17 protein-coding genes and 1 tRNA gene are annotated in these 16,508 nt (G+C 64.1%); 5 read left to right on the top strand and 13 right to left on the bottom strand.

Features of this window, described 5'->3' with window-relative positions; genetic code table 11:
* From ACN0T5_RS12430 to ACN0T5_RS12410, 5 genes are all read left to right on the top strand, one after another.
* Positions 1 to 583, top strand: a 583-nt coding sequence (locus tag ACN0T5_RS12430) for a YceD family protein (RefSeq protein WP_417768917.1), incomplete at its 5' end; no start/stop codon positions are given.
* A 332-nt stretch (positions 584 to 915) separates the two neighbouring features.
* Positions 916 to 1,977: a phosphate acyltransferase PlsX gene (gene plsX, locus ACN0T5_RS12425; protein ID WP_417768916.1), complete on the top strand. Its 1,062-nt coding sequence runs from the start codon at positions 916 to 918 to the stop codon at positions 1,975 to 1,977.
* Positions 1,974 to 2,951, top strand: coding sequence for a beta-ketoacyl-ACP synthase III (locus ACN0T5_RS12420; RefSeq protein WP_417768915.1), 978 nt, complete (start codon positions 1,974 to 1,976; stop codon positions 2,949 to 2,951). The genes plsX and ACN0T5_RS12420 overlap by 4 nt, the downstream gene beginning before the upstream one ends.
* 166 nt (positions 2,952 to 3,117) lie before the next feature.
* Entirely contained in the window at positions 3,118 to 3,438 is a 321-nt protein-coding gene (locus tag ACN0T5_RS12415; RefSeq protein WP_417768914.1) for an integration host factor subunit alpha, read from the top strand.
* Positions 3,439 to 3,462: 24 nt separating this feature from the next.
* Positions 3,463 to 4,131, top strand: coding sequence for a MerR family transcriptional regulator (locus tag ACN0T5_RS12410; RefSeq protein ID WP_417768918.1), 669 nt, complete (start codon positions 3,463 to 3,465; stop codon positions 4,129 to 4,131).
* Between the two features lie 12 nt (positions 4,132 to 4,143).
* Here the strand turns inward: ACN0T5_RS12410 and ACN0T5_RS12405 are convergent, their stop codons facing one another.
* The 13 genes from ACN0T5_RS12405 to ACN0T5_RS12345 all read right to left on the bottom strand — a co-directional run bounded on the left by ACN0T5_RS12405 (position 4,144) and on the right by ACN0T5_RS12345 (position 16,412).
* Positions 4,144 to 4,743, bottom strand: a complete 600-nt coding sequence (locus ACN0T5_RS12405) for a c-type cytochrome (RefSeq protein WP_417768913.1) — start codon at positions 4,741 to 4,743, stop codon at positions 4,144 to 4,146.
* On the bottom strand, positions 4,743 to 5,996 hold the full coding sequence (locus ACN0T5_RS12400) for a PQQ-dependent sugar dehydrogenase (RefSeq protein ID WP_417768912.1): 1,254 nt from the start codon (positions 5,994 to 5,996) through the stop codon (positions 4,743 to 4,745). Before ACN0T5_RS12400 ends, ACN0T5_RS12405 begins: the two co-directional genes overlap by 1 nt.
* Before the next feature lie 220 nt (positions 5,997 to 6,216).
* Complete coding sequence (locus ACN0T5_RS12395; RefSeq protein WP_417768911.1) at positions 6,217 to 7,788, bottom strand: GMC family oxidoreductase; 1,572 nt, start codon at positions 7,786 to 7,788, stop codon at positions 6,217 to 6,219.
* A 13-nt stretch (positions 7,789 to 7,801) separates the two neighbouring features.
* Positions 7,802 to 8,329, bottom strand: a complete 528-nt coding sequence (locus ACN0T5_RS12390; protein ID WP_417768910.1) for a Twin-arginine translocation pathway signal — start codon at positions 8,327 to 8,329, stop codon at positions 7,802 to 7,804.
* Positions 8,330 to 8,466: 137 nt separating this feature from the next.
* Positions 8,467 to 8,862, bottom strand: a complete 396-nt coding sequence (locus ACN0T5_RS12385) for a VOC family protein (protein ID WP_417768909.1) — start codon at positions 8,860 to 8,862, stop codon at positions 8,467 to 8,469.
* A 179-nt stretch (positions 8,863 to 9,041) separates the two neighbouring features.
* Positions 9,042 to 9,332 carry a ribbon-helix-helix domain-containing protein gene (locus ACN0T5_RS12380; RefSeq protein WP_417768908.1) on the bottom strand — a complete coding sequence of 97 codons (291 nt, stop codon included), beginning with the start codon at positions 9,330 to 9,332 and terminating at the stop codon, positions 9,042 to 9,044.
* 97 nt (positions 9,333 to 9,429) lie between these two features.
* Positions 9,430 to 10,095 (bottom strand): DUF930 domain-containing protein, encoded by a 666-nt coding sequence (locus ACN0T5_RS12375; RefSeq protein ID WP_417768907.1) that lies wholly within the window; start codon positions 10,093 to 10,095, stop codon positions 9,430 to 9,432.
* A gap of 186 nt (positions 10,096 to 10,281) precedes the next feature.
* Positions 10,282 to 11,187, bottom strand: coding sequence for a class I SAM-dependent methyltransferase (locus ACN0T5_RS12370; RefSeq protein ID WP_417768906.1), 906 nt, complete (start codon positions 11,185 to 11,187; stop codon positions 10,282 to 10,284).
* A gap of 302 nt (positions 11,188 to 11,489) precedes the next feature.
* A tRNA-Pro gene (locus tag ACN0T5_RS12365) sits at positions 11,490 to 11,566 on the bottom strand.
* A 60-nt stretch (positions 11,567 to 11,626) separates the two neighbouring features.
* Positions 11,627 to 12,934 (bottom strand): O-antigen ligase family protein, encoded by a 1,308-nt coding sequence (locus ACN0T5_RS12360; protein WP_417768905.1) that lies wholly within the window; start codon positions 12,932 to 12,934, stop codon positions 11,627 to 11,629.
* Positions 12,931 to 14,469 (bottom strand): undecaprenyl-phosphate glucose phosphotransferase, encoded by a 1,539-nt coding sequence (locus ACN0T5_RS12355; protein ID WP_417768904.1) that lies wholly within the window; start codon positions 14,467 to 14,469, stop codon positions 12,931 to 12,933. Before ACN0T5_RS12355 ends, ACN0T5_RS12360 begins: the two co-directional genes overlap by 4 nt.
* Positions 14,470 to 14,481: 12 nt before the next feature.
* Positions 14,482 to 15,720 (bottom strand): glycosyltransferase, encoded by a 1,239-nt coding sequence (locus ACN0T5_RS12350; protein ID WP_417768903.1) that lies wholly within the window; start codon positions 15,718 to 15,720, stop codon positions 14,482 to 14,484.
* Between the two features lie 134 nt (positions 15,721 to 15,854).
* Entirely contained in the window at positions 15,855 to 16,412 is a 558-nt protein-coding gene (locus ACN0T5_RS12345; RefSeq protein WP_417768902.1) for a polysaccharide biosynthesis/export family protein, read from the bottom strand.
* Between the last annotated feature and the right edge of the window lie 96 nt (positions 16,413 to 16,508).

Raw genomic sequence — 16,508 nt, 5'->3', positions numbered from 1 at the left:
AACACTCTTTACCGGAGCCTGCATCATGGCCATTGCCACATTTCCGTTCAGTTACCTGCAGGACATCCTGCATGTCGGCGAACGTCCGGTCGTCGTCGATGTCACTCCCGGCCCCGACGATGTCCAGCGCATGATCAAGACCTATTCGCTGGTCGACCTTCGCGATCTCTCCGCCCGCTTCGAGCTGCGCCGTTGGCGCAAGGCGGGGGTTGCTGTCGAGGGCCGGTTGACCGCGCATGCCGTCCAGGCCTGCGTCGTCACGCTGGCGCCGGTCGACCAGGAGATCGACGAGCGCTTTTCCATGCGCTTCGATCCCGATGCGGCCGAACTCTCCGGCAGCGATGACGGCGAAATCGATGTGGATGCCTTTGCCGAGGATCCGCCCGATCTGCTGGAAGGCGGGCGGATCGACCTTGGCGCCATCCTGTGCGAGCAGTTCGCCCTGGCGCTCGATCCGTTCCCGCGCGCACCCGGGGCGGAGTTGCCCGAGGACTATCTCGATGACGGGCAGGACGCGCCGGAGGCCGGAAAGAAACCTTCGCCCTTCGCCATTCTTGACAAGCTGCGCAAGCGCGAAGAGTGAGGCGCGATCGCCAGGTGACGCCCGGGAAGATGCTGTTGGCCTGCCCGGAGCATGGCCAGAAAGCTGTTGTTTCCCTGTTGTAAACGGGTATGTTCCCCAACGCCTCGGACGATAGCGCAACGCGCTGTCGTGCATCGTCAGGCAGTGAGAACAGAAGCCCGTCGTGCCGCGCTGCCGGCACGACAGAGAAGGCCGGGAAGAACGACAAGACGGCGTGAAGCCGGTCCGGTTCCCTTGGCGGGGCGGACATTTCGGGATGGCAATGCCGATCGGCGCAGCCACCGCACGCGAGGCGGAGCGGCAGGCGGGCACCGATCCAGAAGACGCGGACGATGGCTCAAACGATACGAATTTCGCTTGATGCGATGGGTGGCGACAAGGGCGCGGAAGTCGTCATTCCAGGCGCAGCGCTGGCGCTTGAGCGCCGCCCCGACATTTCCTTCTCGCTCTATGGCAACACCGATGTGGTGGCGCCGTTGCTGGAGGCGCATCCGCGTCTGCGCGAGGCCTCGACCCTGCACCATTGCGAGGTCTCGGTCGCGATGGATGCAAAGCCCAGCCAGGCGCTGCGCCAGGGCCGCTGGAAATCCAGCATGTGGCGCTCCATCGAGGCGGTGAAGACCGGCCACGCGGATGTTGCCGTGTCCGCCGGAAACACCGGCGCCCTGATGGCCATGTCGAAATTCTGCCTGCGCACCATGGCCAACATCGAACGGCCGGCGATTGCCGCGATCTGGCCGACCATGCGGGGCGAGTCGATCGTGCTCGATGTCGGTGCGACGATCGGCGCCGATGCGCAGCAGCTCATCGACTTCGCGCTTCTGGGCGGGGCCATGGCCCGCGTCCTGTTTTCCATTGAGCGCCCCACCGTCGGCCTTCTCAACATCGGTGTCGAGGAGGTCAAGGGCCTGGAGGAAGTGCGTACCGCCGGCCGCCTGCTGCGCGAGGCGAACCTGCGCTCCCTGACCTATGCCGGTTTCGTCGAGGGCGACGATCTGGGCAAGGGAGCCGTCGACGTGGTCGTGACGGAAGGCTTCGCCGGCAACATCGCGCTGAAGACGGCGGAAGGTACGGCCCGGCAGATCGGCGGATATCTGCGCTCCGCGATGAACCGCACCTGGCGGGCGCGTCTGGGCTATCTTCTGGCCAAGGACGCCTTCGACCGGCTGCGCGAAAAGATGGACCCGCGAAACGTCAACGGGGGCGTCTTCCTGGGCCTCAACGGCATAGTGATCAAAAGCCATGGCGGCACCGACGCGGAAGGCTTTGCCTCCGCCGTGGAGCTTGCATATGACATGGCCCGCAACGACCTGATGAACAAGATCTCTCAGGACTTGAAGAATTTCCACCGTGGCCGTTTCGCGCCGCGTGACGGATCGGAAGGTGATCAGTGACAGTTAAGCGATCCATCGTTCTGGGGACCGGCAGCTATCTTCCGAAGCGCCGGCTGAGCAACGAAGATCTGGCGCAGATGGTTGACACCTCGGACGAGTGGATCGTCCAGCGTACGGGCATCCGGGCCCGCCACATCGCGGCCGAGGGAGAGTTGACCTCCGACTTGGCCGTGGCGGCTGCCCGAAAGGCGCTGGAAGCCTCGGGAGTGGAGGCCGGCGACATCGACCTGATCATCCTGGCGACAGCGACCCCGGACAACACTTTTCCCGCCACCGCCGTGACCGTGCAGAACAAGCTTGGCCTGACCAGCGGTTTCGCCTTCGACGTGCACGCAGTCTGTTCCGGCTTCGTCTACGCGATCGCGACGGCCGACGCCTATCTGCGTGGCGGCATGGCGAAGCGCGCCCTGGTGATCGGCGCCGAGACCTTCTCGCGCATCCTCGACTGGGAAGACCGCACCACCTGCGTGCTGTTCGGCGACGGCGCCGGCGCCGTCGTGCTGGAGGCGGCGGAAGGCGAGGGGACGACGGCCGATCGCGGCGTGCTGACCTCGCATCTGCGCTCCGACGGCTCCCACAAGGACAAGCTCTATGTCGATGGCGGTCCGTCCTCTACCGGAACGGTCGGTCATCTGCGCATGCAGGGCAAGGAGGTCTTCCGCCACGCGGTGTCGATGGTGACCGATGTCGTGGAAGCCGCCTTCGAGGCAACCGGGACCGATGCCGACGCGCTTGACTGGTTCATCCCGCATCAGGCCAACCGGCGGATCATCGATGCGAGCGCGAAGAAGCTCGGCATCGATCCCGCCAAGGTCGTCATCACGCTCGAGGATCACGGCAACACGTCCGCGGCGTCCATTCCGCTTGCGCTTGACCGTGCGGTGCGCGACGGCCGTATTGCGCGGGGAGACCTTGTGATGCTGGAGGCGATGGGCGGCGGATTCACGTGGGGCGCGACTCTGTTGCGCTGGTAAATGCGCAAAGTCTTGACGAGTGTGGGTTTTTCAATCCAACGTTGCTCGGCGTGGTTGACCACCAGTACGCAAGACAATAGGCTATCGGTCGGGTTTGCGGGCTTTCGTGAGCCTAAAAATAACATCCCCGACACCGCCGGATCGCGTGTCTGGCCAAGGAGGGACTATGGGCGGCAGGACAATTACTCGGGCCGATCTCTGCGAGGCCGTGTATCAGAAAGTTGGCCTTTCCCGGTCGGAATCGTCGGAGCTCGTTGAAAAGGTCTTGTCCGAGATAGCCGACTGTCTTGTCGCCGGCGAGTCCGTCAAGCTTTCGTCGTTCGGGTCCTTCGTCGTTCGCTCCAAGGGGGAACGCATCGGACGCAATCCCAAAACCGGCGAGGAAGTCCCCATTCTTCCACGCCGCGTGATGGTGTTCAAACCGTCCAACGTGCTGAAGAAGCGTATCAACGAGACCATGATGGGAGCGTCCGAGAGCGGAGACTGATCCGCCGCCGGACGATGAAACGCCATTTCAGCGACGGTCGACAAAAGCCCTGACGCCTTCCGTACCATCAGCGAGGTCGCCGACGACCTCGATCTGCCGCAGCACGTCCTGCGTTTCTGGGAAACCCGCTTCTCCCAGATCCGCCCGCTGAAGCGCGGCGGCGGGCGCCGTTATTATCGTCCCGACGATATCGACCTGCTGCGCGGCATCCGTCATCTCCTCTACGGTGAAGGCTACACGATCAAGGGCGTTCAGCGGATCCTCAAGGAACAGGGGCCGCGCTTCGTCATGCAGGTCTGGCGCGAGGACGGGGTGGCCCTTGCCGCGCTCGCGGCGCAGGCGGCTGCCGCCGACACGGGTGCGGAAGCCCGGGGCCGGGCTGCCGGTCGTGGCTCTCAGCCGGCGGCCCCGTCGCAGCCGAAGGGGCGTTCGGTCGAGGCAGGGCCGGATCAGGGTGCGGCCGCCGCCGAAGAGGATGACGGTGAACCGGTGCCACGCGGCATCATCGCGGAAGGCGCACATCCACCCGATACGCCGCAGGCCCGCGCCGGCTTGCGCCTGATGGAGCGGCTCCTGGGCGACCGGGGCGAGGGTGCCCCTGCGGGGAACCTCTCGAAGGACGATATCCGCCGCCTTCAGGCGACGCTTTTCGAGCTTCTCGAGTGCAAGCGCATCCTCGACCAGGCAAGGTGATCCCGCTTTCGCCTACGGTTTTTCGATCGTCAGTTTCACAGCCGCGTACCAGTCGGCGAAACGGCGCATCTCCTCGTCGCTGAGATCCGCCGCGATCGCCGACATCATCTCGTGCTCGCGTTTGCCGAGGCGAAACGCCTTGAGCTGCGTGTCGATGTAGATGGGGCTTTCTCCGGCCAGGTTCGGCACGTCCTCCATCTGCCCCATTCCCGTCTCGCCGTGACAGGCGCTGCATTCGGCGGGAGCGTCGTCCGGCGAGACGCCGTCCGCGAGTGTCGCCCTGGCTTCCCGGGAGGAATACCAGGCGGCGAGGTTGGCAATCGCCGTGTCGTCGAGCGACTTTGCCACCACGCTCATCATCTCGTGCGTGCGGGTCCCGTCGCGAAACGCCCGCAACTGCCGGTCCAGATAGGGTGCCGGTTCGCCGCCGATATGCGGGGCGATGGGAATGCGGGCGAAGCCCTCCAGCCCGTGACAGGTGCGGCACATGCCGGCAAGCTTGCGCCCGGCCTGCGGGTCGCCGTTCTGTTCCTGCGCCCCGGCGGGAAGGGTGGCGAAGGCGATCTGGGCGAGGAAAACCCCGCCCAGACCCTTGATCATTGCCTTGCGCATCAATTGCCCTCGTAGGAGATGCGGTAGATCGCACCGGCAAGATCGTCCGACACGAGGATCGAGCCGTCGCGCAACTGGGCAACGTCCACCGGACGGCCCAGATACTCGTCATTCTCGTCGATCCAGCCCTCCGCGAACGGCTCCGTCGTGGCATTTCCCTCATCGTCGATGAAGGTCACCATGACCCGCGCCCCGACTGGCGTGGTGCGGTTCCACGAACCGTGCTGGGCGGAGAATATGGCGTTCTTGTACTTCGCCGGGAACTGCTTGCCCGTGTAGAAGCTCATGCCGAGATCGGCCGCATGGGCGATGGTCTCCACCGCCGGCATGACCACGTCGACAGGCACTTCCTCTCCGGCATACTCGTTGGTCCGCACGTCGCCGCCGCCATACCAGGGGTGGCCGAAATGCTGCCCGGCCGCCGTCTGCCGGTTGATTTCGCCCGGCGGAATGTCGTCGCCCATGCCGTCCACCTGGTTGTCGGTGAACCAGAGTTCGCCGGTTTCGGGATGGAAATCATGGCCGACAGAGTTGCGGATGCCGTAGGTGTAGACTTCACGGCCCGTACCGTCGGTGTTCAGGCGGATCATGCCGCCGATGCCATGCTCCTTGTAATGCTCGAGCTTGTCGGCCGGCGCGACGTTGAACGGCTGTCCAAGAGAGATGTAGATCTTGCCGTCCGGGCCGATCTTGCACACTCGGGCGGTGTGGTTGTAGCTCTCGTCCGCCGGCGGAACGAGCTCGCCCTGCTTCACCACGTTGAAGGCGGCGACATCGGGGCTCTCGTAGAAGAACTCGGCTGCCGGATAGACCAGCACGCGGTTCTGCTCGGCGATGTAGAGGAAGCCGTCCTTCGAGAAGCACGGGCCGTTCGGAATGGCGAACTTGAGCGAGGGCGCGAAGTCCTTGACCTCGTCTGCGACGCGGTCCTTGTTGCGGTCGGTGACCGCCCAGACCTTGTCCTTGCGGGTGCCCACGAACGTGACGATGCCCTGCGGTCCGACGGCCATGTGGCGGGCGTCGGGAACGACCGCATAGAGCTCGATCCTGAACCCGTCCGGCATCTTGATCCGGGTCAGGTTCTCGCGGATGCCGGCGGCATAGTCTCCGTCCTGTTCGATATAGGTGAATTCCGTGGTTCCGGTGCTCTGGAAGTTGGAGAGCTTTTCCAGGTTGTCCGGAACGGGCGCCTGAGCCGAGGCCAGGGCCGTGGCCAGCAACAGGCTGGCACTTGCAAGCAGAACTGTCTTCATCGTTTCCTCCGGGGTGATATGTGCCGCGGATGCGGCTGTGTCTTCGGGATCTGCGTCCCGATTGGCCAACCGGACCGAAAGGCCCGCCCGCTCATCCTGCAGGGGACGGCAGGATGAGCGGGCGGGTACGGTTGGCGAAGGCATGAAATCATACATATGACAAATGGCACAAGCCGTGGTCGCGCCGGACGGATGCTGCACGCGCCCGCCCGGCATTTTCCTAAAGGGTGCCGCTGGCCAGTTCCGAGGCGATATGGTCCGCCTGCCTGATGGCGAGCGCGACGATGGTCAGCGTCGGGTTCTCGGCCGCTCCGGTCGTGAACTGACTGCCGTCGGAAACGTACAGGTTCGGCACGTCATGTGTACGGCCCCAGCGGTTTACGACGCCGTCCCTGGGGTTTTCCGACATCCGGTTGGTTCCCAGATTGTGGGTGGAGGGGTAGGGCGGTGTCGGGAAGGTCCGCGTTGCTCCGACGGCCTCGTAGATCGCCATGCCCTGCTTGTAGGCATGGGCCCGCATCGCGGTGTCGTTGGGATGGTCGGAGAAGTGCACGTTCGGCGCCGGCAGTCCGTGCTGGTCCTTGAGTTCGTGGTTGAGCGTGATGCGGTTGGTTTCCTGCGGCATGTCCTCGCCGACGATCCACAGGCCGGCCATGTTCTCGTAGGAATCGAGTGCCGTGGTGAATTCGCGCCCCCAGCCGCCAGGATCGAGGAATGCGGCCATGAACGGCAGGCCGAGCGCCAGCGTCTCCAGTTCGTAGCCGCCGACGAAGCCGCGCGAGGGATCGTGCCGGGCCTCGTCCTGGACGATGCCGGCCATCGTGGTGCCACGCCACATCCGCACCGGCTTGTCGAACACGGCGTAAACCGACCCGGTCATGTGGCGCATGTAGTTGCGCCCCACCTGGCCGGAGGAGTTGGCCAGCCCGTCCGGAAACATGCTGGAGGCCGAGTTGAGAAGGAGCCGCGGGCTTTCGATGGAGTTGCCGGCGACACACACGACACGCGCCTTCTGCAGATGCTGGTTGCCGTCCTTGTCGGCATATAGGACGCCGCTCGCCTTGCCCGAGGCGTCGTGCTCGATCCTCAGCACGTGGGCGCGTTCGCGCACTTCGAGATTGCCTGTCGCCTCGCCACGGGGAATGTCCGTGTAGGCGGCGGACCACTTGGCGCCCCATTTGCAGCCCTGGAAGCAGAAGCCGGTCTGCTGGCAGGCGTAGCGTCCGTCATTCTCGGCCGAATTGATCGCCATCCGCCCGGTGTGGACTTCCTTGTAGCCGAGCTTGCGGGCTCCGGCTTCCAGGACCTTGAAGTTGTTGTTGCCGGGAAGGCCGGCCCGGTCGCCGGTGCGCGTTACCCCGAGCTTTTCCTCCGCCTTCTCGTACCAGGGCTCCATCTCGGCAAGGTCTATCGGCCAGTCGAGCAGGTTGGCGCCCTGCACGTCGCCATAGGTGGTCTTCGTCTTGAACTCATGCGCCTGGAAGCGAAGCGAGGCACCGGCCCAATGGGTGGTGGTTCCGCCCACTGCCTTGACGATCCAGGCCGGCAACCCGGAAAAATCCTTGGCCACGCGCCAGTCGCCCGATGTCGAACGCGGATCGAGCCAGGCAAGCTGGCCGAAACTCTCCCACTCGTCATTGATGTAGTCGTCGGGCAGATAGCGCCCGCCGGCCTCCAGCGCGACCACGCTGACGCCCTTCTGCGCGAGCTCGTTGGCAAGGACCCCGCCGCCCGCGCCGGTGCCGATGATGACGACGACGCTGTCGTCGTTCAGGTCGAATGGTGCAGCCATGACAGCGCCTCCCTCAGATCCAGTTGATGTCGTCGAAACCGCGGTCGATATAGCCACCCTTGGAGTAGCTCTCGCCTTCGTATCCGAAGAGCGGCCAGACGGATTTCTGGTTGTAGAGCCCTGTCACGAGCCCGCCGCGCACGGTCTGGAAGAAGGGGCTGTCCTCAATGGCGCGCAACAGGTCGACCCGGTCGCGCTCCCAGCCGATGGCGAGATAGCCGGCGTGTCCCTTGCCGATGGCCGCGCCATCGAGCGCCGCGATGCCGGCCTCGACCATCTCCGCCTTGTCGGCGCTGTCGTAGGATTTCACCGCGCTTGCGTAGAATGCGTCGCCGACATGGTCATGCGGATAGATGTCGCGTGCCATCTGGACCAGTGTCGCCATGGTCTGCGGCTTGAGATGGGCAACCTCCATTGCCCAGGACGCGCCGGAACTGGCGAGAAAGCCTGGTCCGATGACAAAAGCGGCGCTTAACGCGGCGCTGCGGGCCAGCAGCTGTCGCCGCGTCAGAGCCCGGTTCTGGTGCGTTGTTTCGGTCATTGTGTCCTCCCTCCCGAAACGATGTCCGCCGGAAGCAACTCGCGCCGTGCCCGACGCGGAGATGTTGCTCCGGGACCTTGTATGCGAGCCTCTTGCGGGCATTCGCTCGAACCCGGCCGAATGTCCGTCCGGCCTGCTCAGCGGTAGCGACCGTGGCGCTGCAGCACCTCGATCTGGTAGCCGTCCGGGTCCTGCACGAAGAAGAAGCGCGCCAGCAGCACACCGTCGCGGTTGAACTCGACGATCTTGCGCGGGGCGAGACCGGCGGCCACGAACCGGGCATGCTCGCCGTCCAGATCGTCGACGCAGAAGGCCAGGTGCCCGTAGCCGTCCCCGAGGTCGTAGGGCTCGACACGACCCTTGTTGACCGTCAGTTCGACCTCGAAGTCCGCATCATTGTTTCTGAGATAGAGAAGGATGAAATCGTCGAACTCGAGCCGCTCGGCAATGTCGAGTGCGAAGGCGGTTCGATAGAACGCCACAGACCGAGTCTCATCGATCACGCGAAGCATCGCGTGTATGCATTTAGCCACTTTTCTCCTCCCGGATTGCCTCGCCCTGCCATGTGAAGGTGGGGTCAAGTCTCAACTGTTCGGAACTCGTTCCTTCATCAGTCGATGAAGGTCGTCCGGATCATGTTGATCTTCCGATGGCACGAGAATGACCGGGAGTACGTCTCTTCGGGTAGTATGTTTGTACTACAGGGGAATTTTTACTCGGCAGCCTCAAGGTGCATCTGCGGGAGCGTTTGACGCAGGCGAATCAGGCAGGCGCAGCGCAGCAGCGAGGTGAAGTTGCGTGTCTCGCCGCGCAGCTCGAGCACCTCCGAATGCAGCTTTGAAATGAAGGCCGGCGTGCTGATGCCTTCGGCGGCGGCGATATCGTCGACGATCTCCCAGAAGGAGCGTTCCAGGCGGATGCTGGTGCTTTGTCCGTTCAACCGCAGGCGGCGTGTCTCCGGCTCGTAGTCGTCGGGGTCCTGTCCGGCAAAGATATGGCACATGCGCGTTCCTCCCGCGTCGCGGACGCGTTCTTGTCAGTGTTGCCTCCGCGGCACCTATGGTAGCGCGGTCCGCCCTCGGCACAAGTGCGCAGGTCGTTCACTCGCCCATCGTCTCCGAGGGAAGTCCGAGGCGCTCTCGCTCGGGCGGGGATATCTCTCCGCCAAGCGCGAAGGCGAAAGACGTCACGCCGGTCAGTTCGGGAGAGACCTCGCAGCGGAACGACAGGTCGTACCAATGCCCTGCACCATGTATGGCGGCGCCGTCCGCCGTGACGGAAAGGCCTGAGAGCGTGGGCGCTTTGCGGGCCTCGGCGAGCGCGAATCCGGCCCGCAGCTTCGGGCGTTGCTGACGCACCTGTTCGACGGCTTCAAAGTTGCAAAGCTGGATGATGCGCTCCTGCGGGTCGGTGAGATCGAGATCGGCAAGGGTTGCCTTTCCAAGACGCGAGGCAAGCGCCGCCGACGTATAAAGCGTCTTCGCCTCGACAAGTTCCGGCTGCGTCCTGCGCTTTGGCGCGGGCGCTTTTGCGAGGCGGGCGGTGTCTTTGGCGGTTGGTGCGGGGAGGCTTGCTGTCTCTTGCCGGTTCTGCGCACCAGGTGATGTCGCGGGGGTGGGCGCTGTCGGAACGTGCTGTCCCGTATCCTGCTGCGGCGGTCCGGCGACGGTTGCGCCTGCGGATCGCCGCTCCCTGCCTGTCGGCCGGCGCGCGGCTTGGGTGACTAGCACCACCTCGATGGAATCGGGCCCGGCAGTATCGCGCATGCGAAACTCGCCTGGCAGCAGGGCGAGCAGGCAGAGGGCCGTGACATGCAGCGCTGTCGATATCGCAAGGCTTTGCCGCATCGGGAGGAGCGATCGTCACAGGGGCAGGGCGCGGCGCGTCGCCGCCTGCTTTCTGTGCCGCGCAAATGAGCCGGAAATCCGGCGAACTGGTGCGGCGCCCGCAGTTTAACGCAGCGGGCGTCGTTCCTTGATACCGTAGATCTTGTAGTGGAAGAGCGGAGCCATGCCCCCGTTCGCAACATCCGGATGCCGTTTGAGATAGGCACTTCCGTCGAAGTCGTGTGGAACGTCAAGCGCCTTCGGCGCCTGTACAACATCCTGGAACGAATGGCCGGCGGAACCGCGCCAGAAGCCCCGGTAGAAGCCGGCTATGCCATCGAAACCGGCCGCATCCAGCATTTCCTCCAGCATCGCGGCAGGATAGCCGATCGCGCTCAACTCGCCATTGTAGCGATCTTCGACCAGACCATCCGATGCAGTCTCGACCTTGCCGCTCTGAAATGGGTGAGTGCTCCTGTTGTGAATGGCCTTCTGGGCATGCTCATCCATGGCAAAACATGAAAAGAGCATGGTTCCTCCGGCGCGCAACAGACGGTTCGCCATACTGAAATATGCCTGCGTGGTATCCCTTCGCGTGTGGGTAAAGAGGGAGGTCGCGATCACGAGGTCGAAATACCCGTCCTTGAATGTGTCGTCAGTGAAGACCGGGATGTCGTGGTCTTCGATGAAGCTCTTGTAGAGCGAGGATTCCTGCTGGACGACGTAGAAGTTGAAGGAGGGGACACTCTCGGTGATGTTCTTGCGACAAAAGTCAATCAGGCCGGGAACGATGTCGATGCCGACATAGTCGACGTCTGGCCGGCTGTCTGCCAGCGCTGCTGCGAGGCGGCCGCAGCCGCAGCCGATGTCCAGGATCCTCGCGCCGCCGCGCAGAAAGCCTTGGTTGGCGAGGAACGCCGCCCACTCTTCACCGACATCACGTGCATTACCGCCACCAACGATATCGTTGAGGGGCATACCGTCGATGGTCTGCTCGTGCATGAGGGCGAATACGCGTTTTGCGTTGAACATCAAGTCGGCTCCAAAGGGAAGTTGCAGTCCTCTTTACGATGCCTGCCAGCATCCACAAAACGACTTGGCTCGCAAGGTGTATCGTACCGTTTCGCGCCTGACTGGTTCGTCTGTCAGTCTAACGACAGGTTCGAGCAGCGCGATTGGTTATGGGATGAGCAGCCGGGGTAACGCAGCCATCAGCTTGAAGAGATCAAACCGCTTTGTTTCGGAAGGTTGAAGTGAGTGGCCGAAACGCCACGGCCGAGCCGCGTACATCACGGTCCGATTTCGAAATAAGTCAGATAAGTTATTGATTTTAATGGTCGGGCAGGCCGGATTTGAACCGACGACCCCTTCACCCCCAGTGAAGTGCGCTACCAGGCTGCGCTACTGCCCGACTGCCAGCGTTTCCGCGAGCCCGTTCTTCCTATCCGCTTCGCAACCGGCGTGCAAGCGCTTAAGGGCGGGCTCCCCGCGCGTCCGCGCCGGCCTGTGCATAGCCTGCCCGAATCGATGCAGCGGACCGCGCCCGCCAGCCGTATTCGCAGGCGATCAATCCCCAGGCGAGGCCGTAAAGCAGATAGAGGTGGCGCCAGCGGTCGGTGTCGATGACGACGGACATCAGCATGTGACCAAGCAGCACGGCGAACACGCATTGCGCCGCCCACTGCCAGGGACGCGGCTGAAAGACGAGCGGAAAAAGGCGCGTCGCCGTGAAGCCGACCAGCGCCAGATAGGCGACGCCGCCGAGCCAGCCGTAGGTGGTGAAGGCCTTCAGATAGGTGTTGTGCTCGTCCTCGGGGAAAAAGTTGCGAAACTGCAACGGACCAAGGCCGAGCGGGTTGTCGAGCACCATCTGGAAGCCGAGCGTATAGCGGGCGAAGCGGCCGAGCCGCGCCGTGTCGTAGTCCTGCACGAGCTTGGCCCGTTGCAGCAGCATGCCGGAGATGGAATCGACCGAGAGCGCGATGACGATCATCGCGACAAGGGCGATGATGGCGGCCAGTCCGAAACCGAGCAGACGGGCGCGGGCGCGCGCATCCCGCGTGACGATGAAGACCAGCAGATAGACGCCAAGGCCGGAAAAAGCGGAAAGACCCCAGGCGGCCCGCGAAAAGCTGAGCAGGATGGCGAAGCTGAGCACGGCGAGCGCGGCGATCGGCAGGACGGCGCGGGACAGTGGCCGTGTCAGCACCGCATGCAGCATCACCGTCCAGGGCAGCACAAGGAACGGACCGAAGACGTTCGGGTCCTGGAAGGTTCCCTTGGCGCGGCCGTAGAGCGTGAAAAGACTGCCGGGCAATGCGCCGAAATAGCCGCCGATGCCGAGCAGGGCGACGATCAGCGCGCTCGCCAGATAAGCGTTGGCGATGGTCTTCAGGCGGGAGGGATCCGCGGAGGTCACGGCGGCGAAGAACACGCTGGTCAGCGCCAGGAATCCGGTGACGGCGATATACATGACCGCCTCGCCGAAATCGTCCGACATCAGCGTCGCGAGAAGGCCGCCGCAGATGAACAGGACGACGACCAGCAGGAGCGGTGCAAGTGCCGGTGAAAGGCGCGGCGCGCTGAGCAGCCATCCGGACAGGACGACGACCATCGCCAGTTCGTAGGGAGCAGGCTCGCGCAACACGAAACCGCCGAGGAAAACGACGGTCCACAACGCGATCGTGCCAATGACGCGTCCGTCAATGCGAAGCCCCGAGCGCACCTTCGCCGGCGCGGGCGCGCCGGCATTCGGTCCGTACGGGACACTCGCGCTCAATAGGCATTCTCCGTCTTCAGCAGCGCGAAGGGGGTCTGGATGAGGATCCGGATATCGAACAGGATCGACCAGTTCTCGATGTAGTAGACGTCGTACTCGACCCGCTTCTGGATCTTCTCCTGGGTGTCCACTTCTCCCCGCCAGCCGTTGATCTGCGCCCAGCCGGTCACACCCGGTTTCACCTTGTGGCGGGCGAAATAGCCGTCGACGACCTCGTCCCACAGCTTCTCGTTGGTATGGGCATTGACCGCGTGCGGACGCGGGCCGACCAGCGAGAGTTCGCCCCGCAGCACGTTGAAGAGCTGCGGCAATTCGTCGATGGACGAGCGCCGGATGAAGCGCCCGACGCGGGTCACGCGCGGGTCGTTTCGGGTGACCACCTTCTTTGCCGCCGGGTCCGCCATCTCGTGATACATGGACCGGAACTTGAGGACGTCGATGACCTCGTTGTTGAAGCCGTAGCGCTTCTGGCGGAACAGCGCCGGACCCTTGCTGTCGAGCCGGATGGCCAGCGCCGTTGCCAGCATCACGGGGGTGAGGAGAACGATCAGCACGCTGGCGACGACGAGGTCGAAGCCGCGCTTGGCGATCGCGTCCCAGTCGGCCATGGGCTTCAGGACCACATCGACGATCGGAACGGTGCCGATGAACGAGGACGCGCGGTCGCGGAAGCTCAGCTTGTCGGTATGCGCCGACAGGCGAATGTCCACGGGCAGCACCCAGAGTGTCTTGAGGAACTCCAGAAGGCGTTTCTCGGCGCGCAGCGGGATCGTCACGATCAGCATGTCGATGCGCGCGATCCGGGCGAATTCGACCAGGTCGGACACTGTTCCCAGCTTGGGATATCCGGCGACGATATCCGGCGAACGGTCGCCCTTGCGGTCGTCGAACAGCCCGCAGATCCGGATGTCGTTGTTCGGCTGGCGCTCGATTTCATGAATGAAGTCGGCTGCCGCCTGACCGCCGCCGACGATCACCGCACGGCGCTCGAGGCGTCCGTCGCGTGTCCACAGGCGGACGAAGGTGGAAACGATGAGGCGCACGGTCAGCAGGGTCGCCAGGCCGAACCCGTACCAGATGATCAGCAGGTCGCCCTCGAAGCCCCGCATCACGTTGCCGAAGGTCTTGGCCATGAACAAGGTGACGAAAACCAGCGTCCAGGCGATCGTGATCCGGGCGCCCTGGGCGACGATGTTTCGCATCACGGGGATCTGGTAGCAGTCCGAAGCCTGGAAGAAGGCCGCGGCCAGGATCAGCGCCGTTGCCACCGGCAGCAGCGTTGTCGAGGATGTCAGGGGAACTCCGCCTGAATTCAGCGATGCGAAGCCGAAAGCGGCGACGATCGCGAGGTCCGCGAGGCGAACCGTGCCGGCCAGGACGGTCGGCGAGATCACGGATTTCTGCAGCCGGCTGGCGATCTGCAGCGCTTGCGGCGAGAGTTTGCTGCCGGCCGGGATTTCCGTCGCGCCCGCCGTGCCCGCCGGGTTTTCGGCAGGAAGGGCATCGCGCAGTCGATCGGCGTGATTGCGTGTCATGAAGGCGCGCTCCTATTCCCGACCGCGAGGCGAGCTCGCCTCGGTCTTGGCCAGAACCCTGCCACTGACGAGTGACGGCGCCTCGTTCGAGCGACCCGCCTTGTCGGGACGCTTGTGACCGCGCGTCTCGAGATAGAGCGATGTGATGCGGTCGTTCATCAGGTCGACATTGAAGGTTTCCGAGAGGCACTTGCGCTGCCCGTCGGCACGTCGGCGCATCGCTTCGGGGTCCTGGTATGCCGTCGCCATGGCGGCGGCGAGTTCCTCGACATTGCCCGGCGTGACCAGCTTGTCGGCGTAGCGACCGAAGATTTCGGGAATGCCGCCGACGCGTGTGGCGATCAGCGGCATGTTGGCGGCCACCGTCTCCAGCACGATGTAGGGCATGGCTTCTGCGCGCGAGGGCACGACCACGCATCGCGTCAGGCTGAATGCCTCGCGGGCGGGAAGGGGGCCCAGGAACGTCACCTGGGCTTCAAGGCCGTGGTCGCGAACCATGGCTTCGTAGCGCGGGCGGTCGTTGCCCTCGCCGACGATATGGGCCCGCGGCGTCAGTCCGAAGAGGGTCTTCATGCGCGACAGCGCCTCGATGAAGAGATCCGGGCCCTTCAGGTCGCGCAACATGCCGATGAACAGGAAATCGACGGCGTCGTCCTTGGGATGGACCGCGGAAAACTCTTCCGGCATCAGGCCGTTGTACACGACGCGCGCGGCGATGCGAGGATGTGCGACCTTCGATTCGTAGGCTGCATACTCGTAGTCCGATACGAAGACGAGGCCGTCGGTGAAACGCTGCTGGAGGCGCTCCAGAGCGAAGTAGACCTTCCCCTCGATCCTGGAGGCATCATAGTGGAGGCTGCCGCCATGCGGGCAATAGATGCGCGTGACCTTGCGTCCGCGCATCCGCAGCACCGTGCCGATGGCGCGGGCGAAGACGCCGCCCTTCGCGCCATGGCCATGCAGGACATCGGGCTTCAGGTCACGGATATGCCGGTAGAGGCTGCCCGCGGCCTTCAGGTCACCGGGAGTGACCTGGCGCCGCATCGGGAAACGCGTGATGCCGAGCGCGAGTTGCGGGGCGATACGAGCAATCGCCGCATCCTCGAACGGGCCGCCGGTCGTGGAGTCGCACACGACGCCAACCTGGTGGCCGGCCCGGGTCTGGGCGATCGCCAGATCCGAGATGTGGCGGAAAATGCCGCCTATCGGAGCACGGACGATATGAATGATGCGCAGGGGCGCGGCGGTCATCTGAAGAACTCCCTGGTTCAACGCGTCTGCATGCCCGGATTATTTTCCGGGTCAGGCATGGAGAAACGTTAGCAGGCAGGGATGAGTCTCAGGTTAACTCTCGCCGCTGACAGGCAGACAGGGTGAGTCGCGCCTCAGAAGAAGCGTTCGCGCACATAGATCGTGTCGCCGGGGCGGACCGGGTCGGTGATCGGGACGCGGCCGCTGATGATCTCGCCGTTGATCTGCCGGGTGATGTCGACCTCGGTCTGTTTCGCGCGCGGTGAGAATCCGCCGGCCGTTGCGATCGCGTTCTGCGCGGTCATGCCCGCCACATAGGGATACTGGCCGGCGCTGACCACCTCGCCCATGACGAAGACCGGGCGGTAGGTGGCCACTTCGACGGAGACGTCCGGATCGCGCAAGTACCCGTTTTTCAAGCGATTTGTGATGGTCGTCTCGAGTTCGCGAAGGGTCAGGCCGCGCGCTGCGACACTGCCGATCAACGGCATCGCTATATAGCCGGCCTGATCGACCGTGTACGTGTTGTTGAGGTCTGCCTGCCCGAACACGATCACCCGCAGGACATCGCTGGAATCAAGCCTGTAGGGCTTGGTCAGGATGTCGTGGAATGCCGTCGGCGGCTGCCGGTAGCCACTGCAGGCAGCGGCCGTGAAGGCCAGGCAGACGGCAATGATGAGGCGCGTGAACATTCCGATCTCCTGAAACGACTGCGCCATTCTTTTCCGCAACGTGGTTAACTTGCGGTGAATCCGGCGATCATTGTTTCGGGAGGGGCAATCGGCGCC

Origin of the sequence: Stappia sp. (genome assembly GCF_048261845.1) — a bacterium.
Taxonomy (GTDB): Bacteria; Pseudomonadota; Alphaproteobacteria; order Rhizobiales; family Stappiaceae; genus Stappia.
This window is presented reverse-complemented; position numbering and strand designations above follow the sequence as displayed.

What these genes read in the sequence shown, in the direction of transcription:
- plsX (WP_417768916.1), top strand. Translation starts at nt 916, where the DNA reads ATGGCTCAAACGATACGAATTTCGCTTGATGCGATGGGTGGCGACAAG.
- ACN0T5_RS12415 (WP_417768914.1), top strand. Translation starts at nt 3,118, where the DNA reads ATGGGCGGCAGGACAATTACTCGGGCCGATCTCTGCGAGGCCGTGTAT.
- ACN0T5_RS12405 (WP_417768913.1), bottom strand. Translation starts at nt 4,743, where the DNA reads ATGCGCAAGGCAATGATCAAGGGTCTGGGCGGGGTTTTCCTCGCCCAG.
- ACN0T5_RS12400 (WP_417768912.1), bottom strand. Translation starts at nt 5,996, where the DNA reads ATGAAGACAGTTCTGCTTGCAAGTGCCAGCCTGTTGCTGGCCACGGCC.
- ACN0T5_RS12395 (WP_417768911.1), bottom strand. Translation starts at nt 7,788, where the DNA reads ATGGCTGCACCATTCGACCTGAACGACGACAGCGTCGTCGTCATCATC.
- ACN0T5_RS12390 (WP_417768910.1), bottom strand. Translation starts at nt 8,329, where the DNA reads ATGACCGAAACAACGCACCAGAACCGGGCTCTGACGCGGCGACAGCTG.
- ACN0T5_RS12380 (WP_417768908.1), bottom strand. Translation starts at nt 9,332, where the DNA reads ATGTGCCATATCTTTGCCGGACAGGACCCCGACGACTACGAGCCGGAG.
- ACN0T5_RS12375 (WP_417768907.1), bottom strand. Translation starts at nt 10,095, where the DNA reads ATGCGCGATACTGCCGGGCCCGATTCCATCGAGGTGGTGCTAGTCACC.
- ACN0T5_RS12370 (WP_417768906.1), bottom strand. Translation starts at nt 11,187, where the DNA reads ATGTTCAACGCAAAACGCGTATTCGCCCTCATGCACGAGCAGACCATC.
- ACN0T5_RS12355 (WP_417768904.1), bottom strand. Translation starts at nt 14,469, where the DNA reads ATGACACGCAATCACGCCGATCGACTGCGCGATGCCCTTCCTGCCGAA.
- ACN0T5_RS12350 (WP_417768903.1), bottom strand. Translation starts at nt 15,720, where the DNA reads ATGACCGCCGCGCCCCTGCGCATCATTCATATCGTCCGTGCTCCGATA.
- ACN0T5_RS12345 (WP_417768902.1), bottom strand. Translation starts at nt 16,412, where the DNA reads ATGTTCACGCGCCTCATCATTGCCGTCTGCCTGGCCTTCACGGCCGCT.